The sequence below is a fragment of the Paraburkholderia phenazinium genome (genome assembly GCF_900142845.1).
GTDB lineage: Bacteria > Pseudomonadota > Gammaproteobacteria > Burkholderiales > Burkholderiaceae > Paraburkholderia > Paraburkholderia phenazinium_A.
Window position 1 is genome coordinate 1,913,202 of the sequence record NZ_FSRU01000002.1, and the last position, 17,194, is coordinate 1,930,395.

The 17,194-nt window shown below is 64.6% G+C and carries 16 protein-coding genes and 1 tRNA gene; 8 read left to right on the forward strand and 9 right to left on the reverse strand.

Annotation, left to right across the window (positions count from 1 at the left end; genetic code table 11):
• Positions 1-174: 174 nt before the first annotated feature.
• Entirely contained in the window at positions 175-2,799 is a 2,625-nt protein-coding gene (alaS, locus tag BUS12_RS25470) for an alanine--tRNA ligase (RefSeq protein WP_074300197.1), read from the reverse strand.
• Positions 2,800-3,133: 334 nt separating this feature from the next.
• On the opposite strand from alaS, the gene BUS12_RS25475 reads away from it, so the two are divergent.
• On the forward strand, positions 3,134-4,354 hold the full coding sequence (locus tag BUS12_RS25475) for a CaiB/BaiF CoA transferase family protein (RefSeq protein ID WP_074300198.1): 1,221 nt from the start codon (positions 3,134-3,136) through the stop codon (positions 4,352-4,354).
• Positions 4,355-4,430: 76 nt separating this feature from the next.
• On the opposite strand, the gene BUS12_RS25480 is transcribed toward BUS12_RS25475, so the two are convergent.
• Positions 4,431-4,994: an RBBP9/YdeN family alpha/beta hydrolase gene (locus BUS12_RS25480; protein WP_074300199.1), complete on the reverse strand. Its 564-nt coding sequence runs from the start codon at positions 4,992-4,994 to the stop codon at positions 4,431-4,433.
• A 38-nt stretch (positions 4,995-5,032) separates the two neighbouring features.
• Positions 5,033-6,778 carry a gamma-glutamyltransferase gene (gene ggt, locus BUS12_RS25485; protein ID WP_074300200.1) on the reverse strand — a complete coding sequence of 582 codons (1,746 nt, stop codon included), beginning with the start codon at positions 6,776-6,778 and terminating at the stop codon, positions 5,033-5,035.
• Between the two features lie 251 nt (positions 6,779-7,029).
• Here ggt and BUS12_RS25490 point away from each other — a divergent pair, with 251 nt between their 5' ends.
• Positions 7,030-8,739 carry a glutamine--tRNA ligase/YqeY domain fusion protein gene (locus BUS12_RS25490; protein ID WP_074300201.1) on the forward strand — a complete coding sequence of 570 codons (1,710 nt, stop codon included), beginning with the start codon at positions 7,030-7,032 and terminating at the stop codon, positions 8,737-8,739.
• 151 nt (positions 8,740-8,890) lie between these two features.
• Positions 8,891-9,805: a transporter substrate-binding domain-containing protein gene (locus tag BUS12_RS25495; RefSeq protein WP_437123890.1), complete on the forward strand. Its 915-nt coding sequence runs from the start codon at positions 8,891-8,893 to the stop codon at positions 9,803-9,805.
• A 23-nt stretch (positions 9,806-9,828) separates the two neighbouring features.
• On the opposite strand, the gene BUS12_RS25500 is transcribed toward BUS12_RS25495, so the two are convergent.
• Positions 9,829-10,278, reverse strand: coding sequence for an NUDIX hydrolase (locus BUS12_RS25500; protein WP_074300203.1), 450 nt, complete (start codon positions 10,276-10,278; stop codon positions 9,829-9,831).
• Positions 10,279-10,366: 88 nt separating this feature from the next.
• Positions 10,367-10,756, reverse strand: a complete 390-nt coding sequence (locus BUS12_RS25505) for an RT0821/Lpp0805 family surface protein (protein ID WP_074300204.1) — start codon at positions 10,754-10,756, stop codon at positions 10,367-10,369.
• A 177-nt stretch (positions 10,757-10,933) separates the two neighbouring features.
• Between BUS12_RS25505 and BUS12_RS25510 the strand changes: the two genes are divergently transcribed.
• The 5 genes from BUS12_RS25510 (at position 10,934) to yfcF (ending at position 15,227) form a co-directional block, all read left to right on the forward strand.
• Positions 10,934-11,164, forward strand: coding sequence for a hypothetical protein (locus BUS12_RS25510; protein WP_074300205.1), 231 nt, complete (start codon positions 10,934-10,936; stop codon positions 11,162-11,164).
• Positions 11,165-11,304: 140 nt separating this feature from the next.
• Positions 11,305-11,928 (forward strand): glutathione S-transferase family protein, encoded by a 624-nt coding sequence (locus tag BUS12_RS25515; RefSeq protein ID WP_074300206.1) that lies wholly within the window; start codon positions 11,305-11,307, stop codon positions 11,926-11,928.
• 184 nt (positions 11,929-12,112) lie between these two features.
• The gene (locus tag BUS12_RS25520; RefSeq protein ID WP_074300207.1) at positions 12,113-14,065 is read left to right on the forward strand and encodes an AI-2E family transporter; all 1,953 of its coding nucleotides are present in this window, start codon (positions 12,113-12,115) and stop codon (positions 14,063-14,065) included.
• Positions 14,053-14,559, forward strand: coding sequence for a YgjP-like metallopeptidase domain-containing protein (locus tag BUS12_RS25525; protein WP_074300208.1), 507 nt, complete (start codon positions 14,053-14,055; stop codon positions 14,557-14,559). Before BUS12_RS25520 ends, BUS12_RS25525 begins: the two co-directional genes overlap by 13 nt.
• A 35-nt stretch (positions 14,560-14,594) precedes the next feature.
• Positions 14,595-15,227: a glutathione transferase gene (yfcF, locus tag BUS12_RS25530; protein WP_074300209.1), complete on the forward strand. Its 633-nt coding sequence runs from the start codon at positions 14,595-14,597 to the stop codon at positions 15,225-15,227.
• Between the two features lie 41 nt (positions 15,228-15,268).
• On the opposite strand, the gene BUS12_RS25535 is transcribed toward yfcF, so the two are convergent.
• From BUS12_RS25535 to BUS12_RS25545, 4 genes are all read right to left on the reverse strand, one after another.
• Positions 15,269-15,508, reverse strand: a complete 240-nt coding sequence (locus BUS12_RS25535; RefSeq protein WP_074300210.1) for a hypothetical protein — start codon at positions 15,506-15,508, stop codon at positions 15,269-15,271.
• A gap of 94 nt (positions 15,509-15,602) precedes the next feature.
• Complete coding sequence (locus BUS12_RS38400) at positions 15,603-15,812, reverse strand: hypothetical protein (RefSeq protein ID WP_143788456.1); 210 nt, start codon at positions 15,810-15,812, stop codon at positions 15,603-15,605.
• 180 nt (positions 15,813-15,992) lie between these two features.
• Positions 15,993-16,069 (reverse strand) — tRNA-Arg (locus BUS12_RS25540).
• 255 nt (positions 16,070-16,324) lie between these two features.
• Positions 16,325-17,155: an undecaprenyl-diphosphate phosphatase gene (locus BUS12_RS25545; RefSeq protein ID WP_074300211.1), complete on the reverse strand. Its 831-nt coding sequence runs from the start codon at positions 17,153-17,155 to the stop codon at positions 16,325-16,327.
• Between the last annotated feature and the right edge of the window lie 39 nt (positions 17,156-17,194).

Below are 17,194 nucleotides of genomic sequence, written 5' to 3' on the forward strand. Positions count from 1 at the left end.
TTCGAGTCCTCGTCACATGGTGACGCGGGTAGCTTATCGATACACCAAGGGTTACGGCAGCGGCAAGCAAAGCTAAGACCACCGCCGCATCAAAACAAAAGAGCCGCGAGTTTTTACGCTCGCGGCTCTTTTGCTTCGGGCGCCCTGCCAAGGAGGCAAGGCGATCCCGGTGACTTACAACTGCGCTTCGACCCAGCCCTTCACGCCTGCCAGCGCCGCCGGCAGATTGGCCGGTTCCGTGCCGCCGGCTTGCGCCATGTCGGGACGGCCACCGCCCTTGCCGCCCACCTGCTGCGCCACGAAGTTGACCAGTTCGCCGGCCTTCACCTTCTTGCTCGCGTCGGGCGTCACGCCGGCGATCAGGCTGACCTTGCCGCCTTCCACCGAAGCCAGCACGATGGCCGCGTTCTTCAGTTTGTCCTTCAGCTTGTCGACCGTTTCGCGCAGCGTCTTCACGTCCGCGCCGTCCAGCGTCGCCGCCAGCACGTGCACGCCGGCGACTTCGACTGCCTGGCCGACCAGTTCGTCGCCCTGGCTCGAAGCCATCTTCGACTTGAGCGCGCCGAGCTCCTTTTCCAGCGCCTTCACCTGGTCCTGCACCTGCACGATCCGCTGCGTGAGTTCCGACGGTTGCGCCTTCAGCGCAGCGGCTGCCGCATTGATGCGCGTATCGAGTTCCTGCACGTAGCGCACCGCGTTGTCGCCGGTGATCGCTTCCACGCGACGGATACCGGCCGCCACGCCGCCTTCCATCACGATCTTGAAGAAGCCGATGTCGCCCGTGCGCTGCACGTGCGTTCCGCCGCACAATTCGCGCGAGAAGCCGAGGTCCAGCACGCGCACTTCGTCGCCATACTTTTCGCCGAACAGCGCCATGGCGCCGCCCTTCACCGCTTCGTCGAACGGCATCACGCGTACGATGCCCGGCGCGTTCGCGAGCACTTCCGCGTTGACGATAGCTTCGACCTGACGGATCTGCTCGTCCGTCATCGGCGAGTTGTGCGCGAAGTCGAAACGGGTCTTGTCCGGATCGACGAGCGAACCCTTTTGCTGCACGTGCGAGCCGAGGACTTCGCGCAAGGCCTTGTGCATCAGGTGGGTAGCCGAGTGGTTGCGCTCGGTGCGGGCACGACGCACCGCGTCGATTTCCGCCTTCACGACGTCGCCGATTTTCAGCGTGCCCTGCTCGAGCGTGCCATGATGGCCGACCACATCCGCCTGCACCTTCAGCGTGTCCGCCACCGCAAAGCGCAGGCTCGCGTTGGCGAGCACGCCCGCGTCGCCCACCTGGCCGCCCGATTCCGCGTAGAACGGCGTGTGATCCAGCACGACCACGGCCTGCTGGCCCTGCGACACTTCCTTGACCGCTGCGCCGTCCACGTACAGGGCGATGACCTTCGCGTCGTCGAAGACGATTTCTTCGTAGCCGTGGAACGTGGTCTTCGCGCCCGAGTACTCGAGGCCCTGCGCCATCTTGAACTTGCCGGCGGCACGCGCCTGGTCGCGCTGGCGCGCCATGGCTTCGTCGAAAGCGGCTTCGTCGACCGTCACTTCGCGCTCGCGGCACACGTCCGCCGTCAGATCCAGCGGGAAGCCGTAGGTGTCGTGCAGTTTGAAGGCCAGTTCGCCGTCGAGCGTCTTGCCGCCCTTGGCATCCAGATCCGCCAGCGCGGCTTCGAGGATCGACATGCCGTGCTCGATGGTCTCGAAGAAGCGCTCTTCTTCCTGACGCAGCACGTCGGTCACGCGTTGTTCCGCGTCCTTCAGCTCAGGATAAGCCTCGCCCATCTGCGCGACCAGATCCGGCACCAGACGGTGGAAGAACGAACCCTTCTTGCCCAGCTTGTAGCCGTGACGGATAGCGCGGCGCACGATGCGGCGCAGCACGTAGCCGCGGCCTTCGTTGCCCGGAATCACACCGTCGACGATCAGGAACGAGCACGCGCGGATGTGATCCGCGATCACCTTCAGCGAGTTGTTGCTCAGGTCGGCCACGCCGGTTTCACGGCCCGCCGCCTTGATCAGCGCCTGGAACAGGTCGATCTCGTAGTTGCTGTGCACGTGCTGCAGCACCGCTGCGATGCGTTCCAGACCCATGCCGGTGTCGACGCACTGCTTGGGCAGCGGCGTCATGTTGCCCTGGGCGTCGCGGCTGAATTGCATGAACACGAGATTCCAGATCTCGATGTAGCGGTCGCCGTCTTCTTCAGGCGATCCCGGAGGGCCGCCCCACACGTCCGGGCCGTGGTCGTAAAAGATTTCCGAGCACGGGCCGCACGGGCCGACGTCGGCCATCTGCCAGAAGTTGTCCGACGCGTAGCGCGCGCCCTTGTTGTCGCCGATGCGGATGATCCGCTCCACCGGCACGCCCACTTCCTTGGCCCAGATCTCGTGCGCTTCGTCGTCTTCGTGATAAACCGTGACCCACAGCTTGTCTTTGGGCAACTGGTACACGCCCGTCAGCAATTCCCACGCATAGTGGATCGCGTCGCGCTTGAAATAGTCGCCGAACGAGAAGTTGCCGAGCATCTCGAAGAACGTGTGGTGACGCGCCGTGTAGCCGACGTTCTCCAGATCGTTGTGCTTGCCGCCGGCGCGCACGCTGCGCTGCGACGTTGTGGCGCGCGAGTACGGCCGCGATTCGGAGCCGAGGAACACATCTTTGAACTGCACCATCCCCGAATTGGTGAAGAGCAGCGTGGGGTCGTTGCCGGGCACAAGGCTCGACGAGCGAACGATCGTATGGCCCTTCGATTCGAAGAACTTGAGGAATTTCTCGCGGATTTCGGCGGCTTTCATAGCGTACTGGGGGACGGTCCTGGCTGGATCTGGCGACATGCGGGGGTGATATCCCGATGCGCCAACCGAAGGTTGCTGAAACGACCGATTATACGGGATCGGAGCCCGTAGGCGACGGCGCGCGCCGCCTCGCGAGCAGGATTAGCCGTTCGGCCAGGGTTTGGCCCCGGCTGCCGCGTTTGGGGCATGTCATTCGTCCTATGCCGTCCGGCCGAATGGGCCGGCACCCGGGAATCGCTTAAGATTCTGGACATCGACGCCGCGACGACATCGGCATCGTCACCACAACGCGCGCCGGCGTCATAGCCGGCCAACCTGGAGACATCGAAAGAATATGGGCGCTCTCAGTCATATCCGCGTGCTGGATCTCACCCGCGTACTGGCCGGTCCGTGGTGCGCGCAGACACTCGCCGATTTCGGCGCGGACGTCATCAAGGTCGAACGTCCGGAAGTCGGCGACGACACGCGCCACTGGGGGCCTCCGTACCTGAAAACGCCTGACGGCGCGGATACCCACGAGGCCGCCTACTACCTCGCGGCGAACCGCAACAAGCGCTCGGTGACCGTGGATATCGCCACGCCCGAAGGGCAGCGCATCATCCGCGAACTGGCCGCGCAAAGCGACGTGGTGCTGGAGAACTACAAGGTCGGCCAGTTGAAGAAATACGGGCTCGACTACGCGTCGTTGAAAGAGGTCAAACCGGACATCGTCTACTGTTCGGTCACGGGCTTCGGTCAGACCGGACCGTACGCACAGCGGGCGGGCTATGACTTCATCGTGCAGGGCATCGGCGGCTTCATGAGCATCACCGGCGAGCGAGACGGCTTGCCCGGCGGCGGTCCGCAGAAAGCCGGCGTGGCGATCGCGGACCTGATGACCGGCATGTACTCGACGATCGCCGTGCTCACCGCCCTCACCCACCGCGACCGCACGGGCGAAGGCCAGTACATCGACATGGCGCTGCTCGACGTGCAGGTCGCCATGCTGGCGAACATGAATTCGAACTTCCTCGCGAGCGGCCAGCCGCCGGTGCGCTGGGGCAACGCGCACCCGAACATCGTGCCGTACCAGACCTTCCAGACCCGCGACGGCTGGATCATCGTCGCCGTGGGCAACGACGGGCAATTCCGCAAATTCGTCGAAGCCGGCAGCCGGCCGGAACTTGCCGACGACGAGCGCTTCGCCACCAACCCCGAGCGCGTACGCAACCGCGACACGCTGGTGCCGATTCTCGCGGAGATGGTCCGCACGCTCGGCAAGCAGCAATGGATTTCCGCGCTCGAAGCCGCCGGCGTGCCGTGCGGTCCGATCAACGATCTGGCCGAGGTGTTCGAGAACGAGCAGGTGATCGCGCGCGGGATGCAGGTCGATCTGCCGCATCCGTCCGGCGGCACGGTGAAGCTGGTACGCAATCCGATCAACATGAGCGGAACGCCGCCGCAGGCGCTCACCCACCCGCCAACGCTCGGCGAGCACACGGACAGCATCCTGCGCGACGTGCTGGGGTACGACGACGAACGCATTGCGCAGTTGCGCGGGAAGTCGGTGATCTGAGCGGTGGTCTGAGCGATGATCTGAGCAGTGCCCTGAGCGAGCCGGGCCGCGACACTCGGCCCGCCGCGCCGGCCCGTCACCCGCCCGCGGCACCCCGCGCGAGCGACGCCAGCCACTGCTGACCCTCGTCCCAGTCGCCCAGGCCGCTGTCGGCATTGATATGCCCGCGCGCGCCGATCTCGCGCCAGCGGCTGCCCCACGCCGCAGCACACTCCTGCGAGAACGGGATGCCGCCATACGGATCATCCGTACTGGCAACCACCACGCTGGGAAACGGCAACGCCACCATGGGCACCGGCGCAAAACCGCCGGCATCCCGCGGAAACCCCGGACCGGCCGGATCGGGTACCGCCACCAGCAGTGCGCCCGTCACTTTCGCGAGGCTCCCGGCGCTCGCATACTGCGCGGCCCAAAACGCCACCGTGAGGCACCCCAGGCTATGCGCGGCGAAAGCAACCGGCCCAGCCGACGCCACCACCGCGGCCTCGAGCGTACGGCACCACGCATCGCGCACCGGATGATCCCAGTCCGGCATCCGCACGCGCTCATAACCCACGTGCAAGCGTTCCCAGCGCGTTTGCCAATGCCCTTCACCCGAGTTCATATACCCCGGCAGGACCCAAACCTTCTGCTCGATCATCGCGCTTCCCCGTCGCTATGTGATGGCGGCTGCGCCGCCTACTGAAACACCTTCCCCACGCCCACGCCGCGTGGATCGGCAACCGGTTGCGGCGTCGTGCCGTCAACCCGGATCAACTGCACGTCGCCGTTGAACGACTGCCCCTCGAGCATATAGCCCTTGGCCTTCAACTGCTCGGCCAGATCGCCCGTAAGCGGATGATACGGCTCCCAGTAGATCGTCTTCTGCGGCAGCAACTGGTGATGAAAGCGCATTGCGGCCACGGCGTCGGCCGGCGACAGGCCGAAATCGTAGATATCCGTCATCACCTGGAAAATCGTCGTGAAGATCCGCGAGCCGCCCGGCGTGCCGATCGCGAGGGCCACCTTGCCGTCCTTGAGCAGGAGGGTTGGTGTCATCGACGACAGCGGCCGCCGGCCCGGCGCAATCGTGTTGAGCTCGTCGCCCGTCGTGGCCGAAGTGCCGCTCGCGCTCGCGGGACTCGCGGCACGCGGCGTGGTGACGAAATCGTCCATCTCGTCGTTGAGCAGGAAGCCGCCGCCGTCCACCACTACGCCCGAACCGAACGAGCCGTCGAGCGTAGTGGTATTCGAAACCGCATTGCCCCACTTGTCGACCACCGAGAAATGCGTCGTCTGCGGTTTTTCGGCCGTCGCGTCGGCGAGGCCCGGTTTGACGGGCGCCGCGCCCGGCACCTCGTCGGGGCTCACTTCGTCGGCACGCTGCGCGAGGTAGGCGTCGCCGGTCAGCTTGTCGAGCGGCACCGGCGTCGCATCCGGGTCGTCCAGGTATTGCTGGCGGTCGGCGAACACCCGGTCCTCGATCTGCGCGATCAGGTGGATATACGGCGCGGAATTCAGATCGAGACCGCCGAAAGCCTGCTTCAGATCGGCCTTCATCTTGAGCATCTGGATCAGCCCGACCCCGCCCGAACTCGGCGGCGGCGCGGTGACGACCTGGTAGCCGTTCCAGTCGGCGCTCAAAGGCTGACGCCAGATTGCCTTGTATTGCTGCAGGTCCTGTTTGGTGACGAGCCCATGTCCGTACATCTGGCTCGCGATCAGATCCGCCGTGCGGCCCTCGTAGAATTCGCGCCCGCCATCACTGGCGATACGCGCAAGCGTCTGCGCCAGCTCGGGTTGCGGGAAATTGACACCTGCCTTCAGGTTGGCGAAGTACGCGTCGAAATTGGTCTTGCCGGCGAAGCCGGTGGCGGCGTCGTCGCGGGCCTTCTGCAGACGTGCATCGACCTTGAAGCCGTCGGTGGCGTAGCGGATGGCCGGCGCCAGCACCTGCTTCCACTTCAGCTTGCCGAAGCGCCGCTGCGCCTCCCACAAGCCGTCGACCGTGCCCGGCACGCCCACCGCACGTGCGCCCACCTGGCTCATGCCTGGGACCGCCTTGCCCTTGTCGTCGAGGTACATGTCGCGCGTCGCCGTCTGCGGCGCGCGCTCGAGGTAGTCGAGGAAATAAGGCTTGCCGTCCACGTACAGCGTCATGAACCCACCGCCGCCGAGATTGCCCGCGTCGGAATAGGTCACGGCCAGCGTGAAGGCAATCGCCACGGCGGCATCCACCGCATTGCCGCCTTCGGCAAAGATCTGCTGCGCCGTGTCGGCGCTGTAGCTATCGGGCACCGCGACGGCCGAACCGTCCAGAACCGGTTTCGGCACCGCCGTTTTGGCCAGCGCCGGCGGGGCTGTCACGAGACTCGCGGCGCAGGCGGCAAAAAGCAGCACCGCGGCCGCAGTCAGTTTCAGCCCGATGGGAGTGGCCTTGCTCATGATGGATTCCTTTCAGACGAGTTTCAGGTGCTGCCAGGCGGCCGGTGCGGCGCCGCGTCGGTCGCATCCTAAGGTCGCCGCTCATGCGCCGACAAAGCGATTTACCTCCTGTTACAGCGTGCAACGGCGCCCGAAAAGCCCCTGATCGTTGGCTGGAAGCCGCACTCGGTCTGCCGGAAGGGAAGCTGTCAGGTAGAATTGACAGATAAGTGAGCGCACTGCGCGCCCTCGACCGACCTTCTCCATCTCGCATGAATACCGAACGCAACGACGCGCCAGCGGCATCCAATTTCATTCGCAACATCATTGACGAAGACAACCGCTCCGGGAAGTGGGGCCAGCGCGTGGAAACGCGTTTCCCGCCCGAGCCGAACGGCTATCTGCACATTGGCCACGCCAAGAGCATCTGCCTGAACTTCGGCGTGGCGAGCAGCTATGGCGGCGTCTGCCATCTGCGTTTTGACGACACCAATCCGGAAAAGGAAAGCTTCGAATACGTCGAGTCGATTATCGATGCCGTGAAATGGCTCGGTTTCGAATGGAAGAAAGACGATAACGAACATCTCTACTACGCCAGCAACTACTACGACAAGCTGTACGAGTTCGCCGAGCTGCTGATCGAGCGCGGCCGCGCGTATGTCGACAGCCAGTCGGCCGAAGAGATGCGCGCCAATCGCGGCTCGGCCACGGAAGTCGGCACGCCCTCGCCGTTCCGCGAGCGCTCGGTGGAGGAGAACCTCGATCTGTTCCGCCGCATGAAAGCCGGCGAGTTCAAGGAAGGCGAGCATGTGCTGCGCGCGAAGATCGACATGGCATCGCCGAACTTCAACATGCGCGACCCGGTCATCTACCGGATCCGTTTTGCCCATCACTACCGTACCGGCGACACGTGGTGCGTGTACCCGATGTACGACTACACGCACTGCATCTCGGACGCGCTGGAAAACATCACGCATTCGTTGTGCACGCTGGAGTTCGAAGATCACCGGCCGCTGTACGACTGGATCCTCAACGAGCTGGCCGACGCCGGCATCTTCACGCGCCCGCTGCCGCAGCAGATCGAGTTTTCGCGCCTGAACCTGACGTATGCGATCACCAGCAAGCGCAAGCTGCTGCAACTGGTCACCGAAGGCCATGTGGACGGCTGGGACGACCCGCGCATGCCCACCATCGTCGGCGTGCGCCGCCGCGGCTTCACGCCGGAGGCGATCCAGTTGTTCTGCGAGCGCATCGGCGTGACGAAGGTCGATTCGTGGATCGACATGAGCGTGTTCGAGGGCGCGCTGCGCGACGACCTCGACGCCAAGGCGCCGCGCACGGCCGCCGTGCTCGATCCGGTCAAGCTGATCATCGACAACTTCCCCGAAGGCGTCACCGAGGAATGCAACGCACCCGTGCACCCGCATCATCCGGAGCACGGCACGCGCGTCTTCCCGATCTCGCGCGAACTGTGGATCGAACGCGACGACTTTACCGAAACGCCGCCCAAGGGCTACTTCCGTCTGTTCCCGGGCAACAAGGTGCGTCTGCGCTACGGCTACGTGATCGAATGCACGGGCGCGGACAAGGACGAGAACGGCAACGTGACCGCCGTCCACTGCAATTACTTCCCGGACAGCAAATCGGGCACCGAAGGCGCGAACACCTACAAGGTCAAGGGCAACATCCACTGGGTCAGCGCCGCGGGCGCCGTGCCGGCCGAAGTGCGGATCTACGACCGCCTGTTCAAGGAACCGCAGCCGGATGCCGGCGGCCGCGACTACCTCGAAGCGCTCAATCCGGATTCGAAGCGGGTGGTCAATGCCTATCTGGAACCGGGCGCGCGCGACGCGCTGCCGGAGCAACGCTATCAGTTCGAGCGGCATGGTTACTTCGTCGCGGACCGCGTCGATTCCAGGCCGGGCAAGCCTGTATTCAACCGCATCGTGACGCTTCGCGACAGTTGGGGCAAGCCGGCGTAAGCTGAGTCTGCCAGGCGTGCGGCCGATTGCAGCCGCACCGCGTCCCGGCCGGAGCGCGTGGGTGTCCAGGATGTCCACGCAGTCCGGTCCGTTCGTCGCACAACGGTCCAGCTAGAGTGACGGTGCGCGCACCGCTCCGGGAGGAACGATGATGTTTGCAGCCCGCCGTCCGTCACGCATGCGCACCGCGCTGGTCGCGCTGGCTACGGCATGGCTAGCAGGCTCGTCCGCGCACGCGCAGGAGCTCAGCGGCACACTGCGGAAGATTCACGACAACGGCGTGGTTCTGCTTGGCGTGCGCGAAGCCTCCATCCCGTTCTCCTACTTCGACGGCCACGGCACCGTAGGCTATTCGCAAACCATCGCGCTCGCGATTGTCGATCAGATCAAGAAAACCCTCGGTCTGTCCGAGCTCAAGGTGCGCGAAGTCGCGGTGACTTCGTCGAACCGCATCCCGATGCTGCAGAACAGCCAGATCGACCTGGAATGCGGCTCGACCACGCACACGCATGAGCGCGAAAGCGAAGCCGCCTTCTCCGACAGCTTCTTCCAATACGCAGTACGGATGATCGTGCACCGCAGCAGCGGCATCAGCGACTTTCCCGATCTGGCCGGCAAGGCCGTGGTGACCACGGCAGGCACGTCCGATGAACGGCTGCTACGCGAGCTGAACGTGGACAAGCATCTCAACATGCGCATTGCCAGTGTGCGCGATCATTCGGATGCGTTTGCCGCGCTCAAGGAGGACCGCGCGGTGGCCTTCGTGATGGACGAGCCGATCGTCTACGGCTTCAAGGCCACCGACCCGCACCCCGACGACTTCGTGGTGACCGGTACGCCGCTTGGCTATGAGGTCTACGCGTGCATGTTCCGCAAAGGCGATGCGCCCATGCGCGAGCTTGTGAACGGCGTGATCGAGCGGATGCAGACGTCCGGCGATGCGGAACGTCTCTACAACGTGTGGTTTACACAACCGATTCCGCCCCACGGGATCAATCTCAATTTCCCGCTGTCGGCGGCGATGCGCGCGTTGTTTGCGCATCCGAACGATCGCGCGCTGGACTGAGCGCGCCGCGCCCGGACTCGCACTTACACGCTGCGATGCAGCTCGGCTAGCGACAACGTTGTCTGGAACAGACGCGTCAGACTGCGGCTCGCATAGCGCTCGACTTCCTCCGGCGCGGCCCAGCGATAAGCGTCCATTTCGGGAATCAGCGTGCCGTCCGAGCGACGTGGAAACATCGACGTGCAGACGCAGCGCGTCAGATCGAGCTCGTCGTCATGGGCGCGCGCGGCGAACAGATGCAGATCCTTGTCGCGCCGGTAGACGAACAGGCCGAGGTCCTTCAGACGCTCGGCCGCGATCACGATGCCGGTCTCCTCGACCATCTCGCGCAGCGCCGTGACGTGCGGCGCCTCGCCCGCCTCGCCATGCCCTTTCGGGATATCCCAATGAGAGGTTTCGGTGGCATGCGCGAGCAACACGCGACCGTGCGGATCGAGCAGCACGACACCGCAGGAGACGACGCGCGCGCTCACTATTCGACGCCGCCGAGCAGCCGCAGCGCCCAGACAACAAGTTCAAGCGGTCGTGATGCCATCATGGCCGAGCGCCTTCCGCGCCTGCTCAATGCTTCTTCTGAAGTTGCCACGCGCCGCTGCCTTCGCGGCAGAACTGCGGACGCAACGTCATCGACTGCCCTTTCGCGTTCAGTACCACCGCCAGGTCGCGACAGGTGCGATCGCCTTCCTTCGCAGTGCTCTGCGGGGTGATGGTGGCGTCGATATGCACGCTGTTACCCGTGCCGTCGTTGACCCAGGTGGCGGCTTCGCCATCCTGTCTGGAATCGAGCGCGCCCATCGCGGCCGCCTTCACCGAGTCGATGTCGCGCTGTTTCATGTAGCTGATCGGCGTGTCGCTGAGGAAGCCGAGATTCGCTGCGTAGGCGCCGACGGTTGCAGCCAGCAGCAGTCCGCCCACGGTGACGTGAAACAGGACACGGGTTCGCATCGACATTGAGTGTTCTCCTCGAGAGATCGTTCGGGCGGTCACGAAGCAGTTCGTGATCTGGACCTGAAAAGCATAGCATGTGCCCGACGATTTCGGACTCGTCTCATAGTCGTCGTCTCCACGAATTCATAAGATTGGCTGTTTAGCGCAAAGCCTATGCGCCCACACTATTCCGCCGCCGTCATGGATCTCTCCTTCGCTCTCAAGTTTTTCTCGTTTACGCTCGCGCTCTTCTGCATCGCGCTGGTGCCGTTCTTCGTGCGGCGCGACCCGGCGCCCGTGCCGAGCATCGTCAGCATCGAGGCCCTGCCTCGCCCGAAGTGGCCGAGCCTTGTCACGCGCATGGGCACCGTCACGTTGCTTGCGTCGTTTGTGCTGCTGGTCGGCGGCTGCTATCTGCTGATCAACGGCTGATTGCCGAAGCAGGCGGGCCGTGTGGTCCGCATCCCCACGCGGACGGTTTGAGTGCACCGCCCGCCCCTCCCCAAACTGTATCTGTCCGCTCTCGCCTCGCTCCCCTAGAATGACGCATGCCGCCACCCACTGGACTGCGCATGCTGCAACTACTCGGAAAAATCACGTCGATCAACGTCCGCAAGGTGCTCTGGACCTGCGCGGAGTTGCAACTGCCGTTTGAACAGGAAGACTGGGGCGCCGGTTTCAGGTCAACCGAAACCGCGGACTTTCTCGCGCTCAATCCCAATGCCACCGTGCCCGTCATCAAGGACGGCGACTTCGTGCTCTGGGAATCCAATTCGATCATTCGCTACCTCGCGTCCCGTTACGGCGGCGCGCGGCTTTACCCGGCAGATCCGCAAGCGCGGGCGCGTGTCGATCAGTGGATCGACTGGCAAGCCTCGGAACTGAACCGCTCGTGGAGCTACGCTTTCCTTGCGCTCGTCAGAAAATCACCGGTTCATCAGGATGCCGAAGCGATCAAGGCATCGTCCGCGAATTGGACGCGGCATATCGGCATGCTGGACAGGCAGCTCGAAGCGACGGGCGCGTTCATCGCCGGGAGGGATTTCTCGCTCGCGGATATCCCGATCGGCCTGTCGCTCAACCGCTGGTTCAGCACCCCGCTGGACCATCCACACTTTCCCGCGGTGTCAGACTATTTCCAGCGGCTGACGGATCGGCCGGGCTTTCTCGCCTATTGCCGTAACGGCACGCCGTGAGTACCGCCCCCAGAACGCAAACGGGCTAGCGCATTCCCTGCCCTGAAAGCCGGGCCTCAGGAGCCGCCCCCAGCGGCTTGCGCCCGAAACTGCGCCCCGGGCGTGTGGATTGCTATGCTCTGCAGTTGTATCCTCGGAGCCCTGGGGATGCTGTCCCCGTCCCGCCAACCAGAATGTCGCCAAAATGAAACTTCCGTTGCCGCCCCACGGGCGGTCAAACCGCGTGTATCCGCCGGGCTCGCCCAGCCTGCACGGCCTCGCGTCGGTGATCACCGGCGTCGTCGTGGTGTGCGGGCTGTATTTCGGCCGCGCCGTGCTGATTCCGATCACGCTGTCGGTGCTGCTCAGCTTCCTGCTCGCGCCGCTGGTGGCGGCGCTACGGCGCTTGCGCATGGGGCAGTTGCCGTCGATTTTCATTGCGGTATTCTTCGCGCTCGCCATCGTGCTCGGCGCGGGCGCGCTCATCACGGCGCAAATCGTCCAGCTCGCCGCCGATCTGCCGCAATATCAGGTCGCTATCGAACGCAAGATCGAGACCGTGCAGGAAAAGACCGTCGGCCGGGCCGATGTCCTGCTGGGCCGCGCCGCGCTGACGCTGCAACGGGTCGCGCCGTCGCGCCCGGCGGCGCCGCGCAGTTTCGGCAAAGCGAACCGCAACGCCCCGCCGGCGCCCATGCCGGTCGAAGTGCACGAGCCGGCCCTCACGCCGATGCAACTGGCTCAACGGGCGTTTTCGCCGGTCATCGCACCGCTGGAGACGACCTTCATCGTGCTGGTCGTGACCATTTTTATCCTGCTGCAACGCGAGGATCTGCGCGACCGCCTGATCAGCCTGTTCGGCTCGCGCGACCTGCACCGCACCACCACCGCCATCAACGACGCCGCGAGCCGTCTGAGCCGCTATTTCGTCGCGCAACTGGGCCTGAATCTCAGCGTGGGCGGGGTGCTCGCCATCGGTCTCGCGGGCATCGGCGTGCCGGGCGCACTGCTGTTCGGCGTGGTCGCCGCGCTGCTGCGCTTCGTGCCGTATATCGGCATCTGGATTGCCGCCTTGCTGGCGGTCTGTCTCGCCGCCGCCATCCAGCCGCAGTGGACCATGGCCGTGTGGACGCTGGTCCTGTTCGTGGTCGTCGACCTGGTGGCCGGCCAGGTGGCCGAACCGTACCTGTACGGCCGCCGCTCGGGCCTCTCGCCGCTCGCCGTGGTGGTGGCTGCGATCTTCTGGAGCTGGCTGTGGGGGCCCGTCGGGCTCGTGCTGTCGACGCCTTTGACGCTGTGCCTCGTCACGCTCGGCCGCTATGCCGACCGGCTCAACTTCCTGACCATCCTGCTCGGCGACCAGCCGGCCCTGACACCGGCGCAGACGTTCTATCAGCGGCTGCTGGCGGACGATCCGCATGAAGCCATCGTGCAGGCCGACCGGCTGCTCGGCGAGATGTCGGTGCTCGACTACTACGATCAGGTGGCGCTGGAAGGGCTGCGACTCGCCCGCAACGACGCGCTGCGCGGCGTGCTGACCGCGGAACAACTGATGCGTTTCAACGAGGCGGTGATCGACATCATCGAGAACCTCGAAACGGTAGACGGCCTGCCGGACGGGATCGGGACGACCGGGACACCGGAGACGAACGACGCCGCGCACGCTCACGGCCGTACCGAGCCGCATTACGGCGGCGCTGAAAAGCCGGACCCGCAGCAGGGGCACGGCGCGGACACGGCCACGGTGCTGTGCATCTCGGGACGCGGCGCGTTCGATGAAGTGGCGGCGGCGATTGCCGTGCAACTGCTCGGCCGGCAAAACATCACGACGGTCGCGACGACCTACGAGCAATTCCGCAGCACGCGCAGCGAAACGCGGGAAGCGGACAGCGCGACGATTCTCTGCGTGGTGACGCTCGATGCCGCCGAGTCGCCGCCGTATCTGCGCAACCTGCTCCGGCGCATCCGCAATCAACCTATGCCGGCGACGGTGATCGTCGGCCTGGGCGGCCTGTCGGAAAGCGCCGCGGACGACGACGCAGCGGGCAACGCGAGCAACACGCGCAATGCCACGACGTTTCGCGACCTGATCGAGGAGTGCCGGGCCGCCGCATTCGCCACGCCAACCGAACCCGCGACCCCGCCATGCAGCATCTGAAATACCTTAGCGCCTATCCGGCCGCGCTCCAGGACAAGGTTCGCCGGCTGATCGCCGAACAGCAACTGGGCGCCTACCTCGCCGACAAATATCCCCAGCGGCACACGGTGCAAACGGACCGCGCGCTCTACGAATACGTCGCCGACCTGAAGCGCGAATTCCTGCGCAGCGGCCCCGCCATCGACAAGGTCATCTACGACAGCAAGCTCGACGTCCTGCGGCACGCCCTGGGACTCCATACGACCATCTCGCGGGTGCAGGGCGGCAAGCTGAAGGCGAAGAAAGAGATTCGTATTGCTTCGCTGTTCAAGGAAGGCGCGCCCGAGTTTCTGCAGATGATTGTCGTGCACGAACTCGCGCATCTGAAAGAAAACGACCACAACAAGGCCTTCTACCGGCTTTGTGAGTTCATGCAGCCGGGCTACCATCAGACCGAGTTCGACCTGCGTCTCTACCTGACGCATCGCGAACTGGTGCGCGAGCAGTCCGCCTGATTTCCCACGCTCCACTCCCCGCAGAGGACAACCCCGTGTCATCCACGAATCTTCGGCTCTACACAGACGCGCAATTCGCGAGCCCGTATGCGATGTCGGTCTTCGTCGCCTTGCATGAAAAAGGCTTGCCGTTCGAGCTTTCGACCGTCGACCTCGCCTGCCAGGCCAATCGCGCACCCGACTTCGCCGCGCCGTCGCTGACGCAGCGCGTGCCGATGCTGGTCCACGACGACTTCATGCTATCGGAGTCGTCGGCGATCACGGAATATCTCGACGAGGCGTTTCAAGGCACGCCCCTGTATCCGGCCGATCGGCGCCAGCGCGCGCGGGCGCGCCAGGTGCAGGCCTGGCTGCGCAGCGATCTCATGCCGATCCGCCAGGAACGTTCGACGGAAGTGCTGTTCTACGGGCCTTGCGACACCCCGCTTTCCGATGCGGCTCGCACGGCCGCCGGCAAGCTGTTCGCTGCGGCCGAAGCGCTGCTTGCGGGCGGCTCGCCGAATCTCTTCGGCGAGTGGTGTATTGCCGACGTGGATCTCGCGCTCATGCTCAACCGTCTGGTGCTGAACGGCGATGCGGTGCCGCAACGGCTCGCCGACTACGCGACGCATCAGTGGCAACGAGCGTCGGTGCAAGCCTGGGTCAAGCGGGAGCGGCCGGCGCGTTAACGGTTCGCAGTCCTGCTGTTAAAGGCGCGCGGCTTACGCTGCTAGTGCAGGTCGCAAAAGACCCCGGTCTGGACGTCGATCCATAACATCTGTCCGTTCGTCCTGTGGCTGTACACGAGCGCGCGCGATTCGCGCTGGTTGCGCAGAAAACCCAGTACCGCGTGCAGCGTATGTTTGCCGCGGTAACGCAAAGAGCGTGTAGCCTCGCCGCTGCCAATGACAATCACGATCGGGTTGATACGCACTTTCTGTGCAATCTGATCAAGCGTTGCTGCCGACATATGAGCCTCCGGTGTAGGGTGACACACGGGATAACGTCGACGCCGCTGCAAGCTTGAGCTTCAGGAAGGCACGGTAAGGCAGCGGAGCACTGCGTCACGTGTACAGGTTGATCAGACGATCGCGGTAGACCACGGCAGCGTCGGGCGAGGCCGCTTCATGGATCGGCTTGCCGGCGTAGAAGACGACGCAGCCGTGCACGGAGAGTTCGGGGAGCGGGTCGTTGGGCACAAACCTGGCAACGGCGCGGCGCTCATCGACGCATGCGGGCGTGAGAGACAGGAGTGCTGATTTTGCGGTTGACAATGGCCGGTCCGGTCATATGGCGAGAGCCGCATAATCTCACCGCATTCCAGATAGGTTGATGTCCGATAAATTTCCGTTTCTTTCCTGATTGCGCGGACTTGCGCGAGTGTCGCGCCGCGCGATTGGCGAGGGAGATGACGATTGAATCGCCGCAGTGCAATCTCTGCGACTGGGGATGGGTGGCCCGCCCTACACGATTCGAACGTGTGACCTACGGCTTAGAAGGCCGTTGCTCTATCCGTCTGAGCTAAGGGCGGAAAATACGAGGCGCCGCTGAAATTTTAACCGACCGGGCACTAAACGCCTCGGCCGATCAATAAGCGGCCGTGTGGAACGGCCGCTGCCGGCTGCCCGGCCGCTGTCGCGCGACAGCCCGACCGGTACCGCATGTCAGCCATCCGGCAAGCCTCAACAGCGAGACAGGGGCCGGATTATAACCGAACCGGCCACACAGGCCAGCGCGGCCCCCGTCCGGCTGCCGCGCCCCTCCCCGCATCATCGCCGCTGTGCGCTCAGACCGGTTGCGCGTGCAGCATGAACCAGCCGAGACAAACGATACCCGCGATCACGCAGTACACGCCGAAGCTCGCGAGGCGCCCGCGTCCTTCGAAAAAGCGCATCAGGAAGCGCACGCTGAGATACGCGGCAATCGCGGTCAACACGCCGCCGAGCAGCGCGTCACCGAGCTGGCCCGGCGCATGAAACAGCTTCGGCAGCTCGAGGATGCCCGCCGCGAAAATGATCGGCGTGCCGAGCAGGAACGAAAACTCCGCCGCCTTTTCCGCGCTGAGACCGGCCGCACCGCCGGCGATCATCGTCAAGCCGCTGCGCGAAAAGCCCGGAATCAGCGCGCCGATCTGCGCCAGCCCGACAAAAAACGCCTGGCGAAAGGTCAGCTTCTCCGGCGCCTGATGGGCACGCGCGCGTTGCAGGCGGTCACCGAACCACAACAGCACGCCATTGACGATCAACGCGATCGCCACGATGCGCAGATCGTGGAACAGCCGCTCGAGGCGCTTTTCCAGTACCAGACCGACGAGACCCGCCGGTATCGTGCCGATGATCAACGCCCACATCATGTGGCTGTCGTCGTTGCGGCGGCCGCCGAACGAGGCGAAGAAACCGCCGATCAGCGCGATCCAGCGCTTGCGGAAGTACCACAGCAGCGCGAGCGCCGTGCCGAGATGCAGCGCGACGAGGAACGGCAGCAACTGCGGCGCGTGCTCGTCAATATGCATGCCGAACAGCGCGGGCACGAGCAGGGTGTGACCGAGGCTGCTGACGGGGAACAGTTCCGTGACGCCTTGCAGCACGCTCAGAAAAATCAGAAACGACAAGCTCACGCGGCGGTCCTTTTAGTGAGTGAAGAATCAAGGAACAGC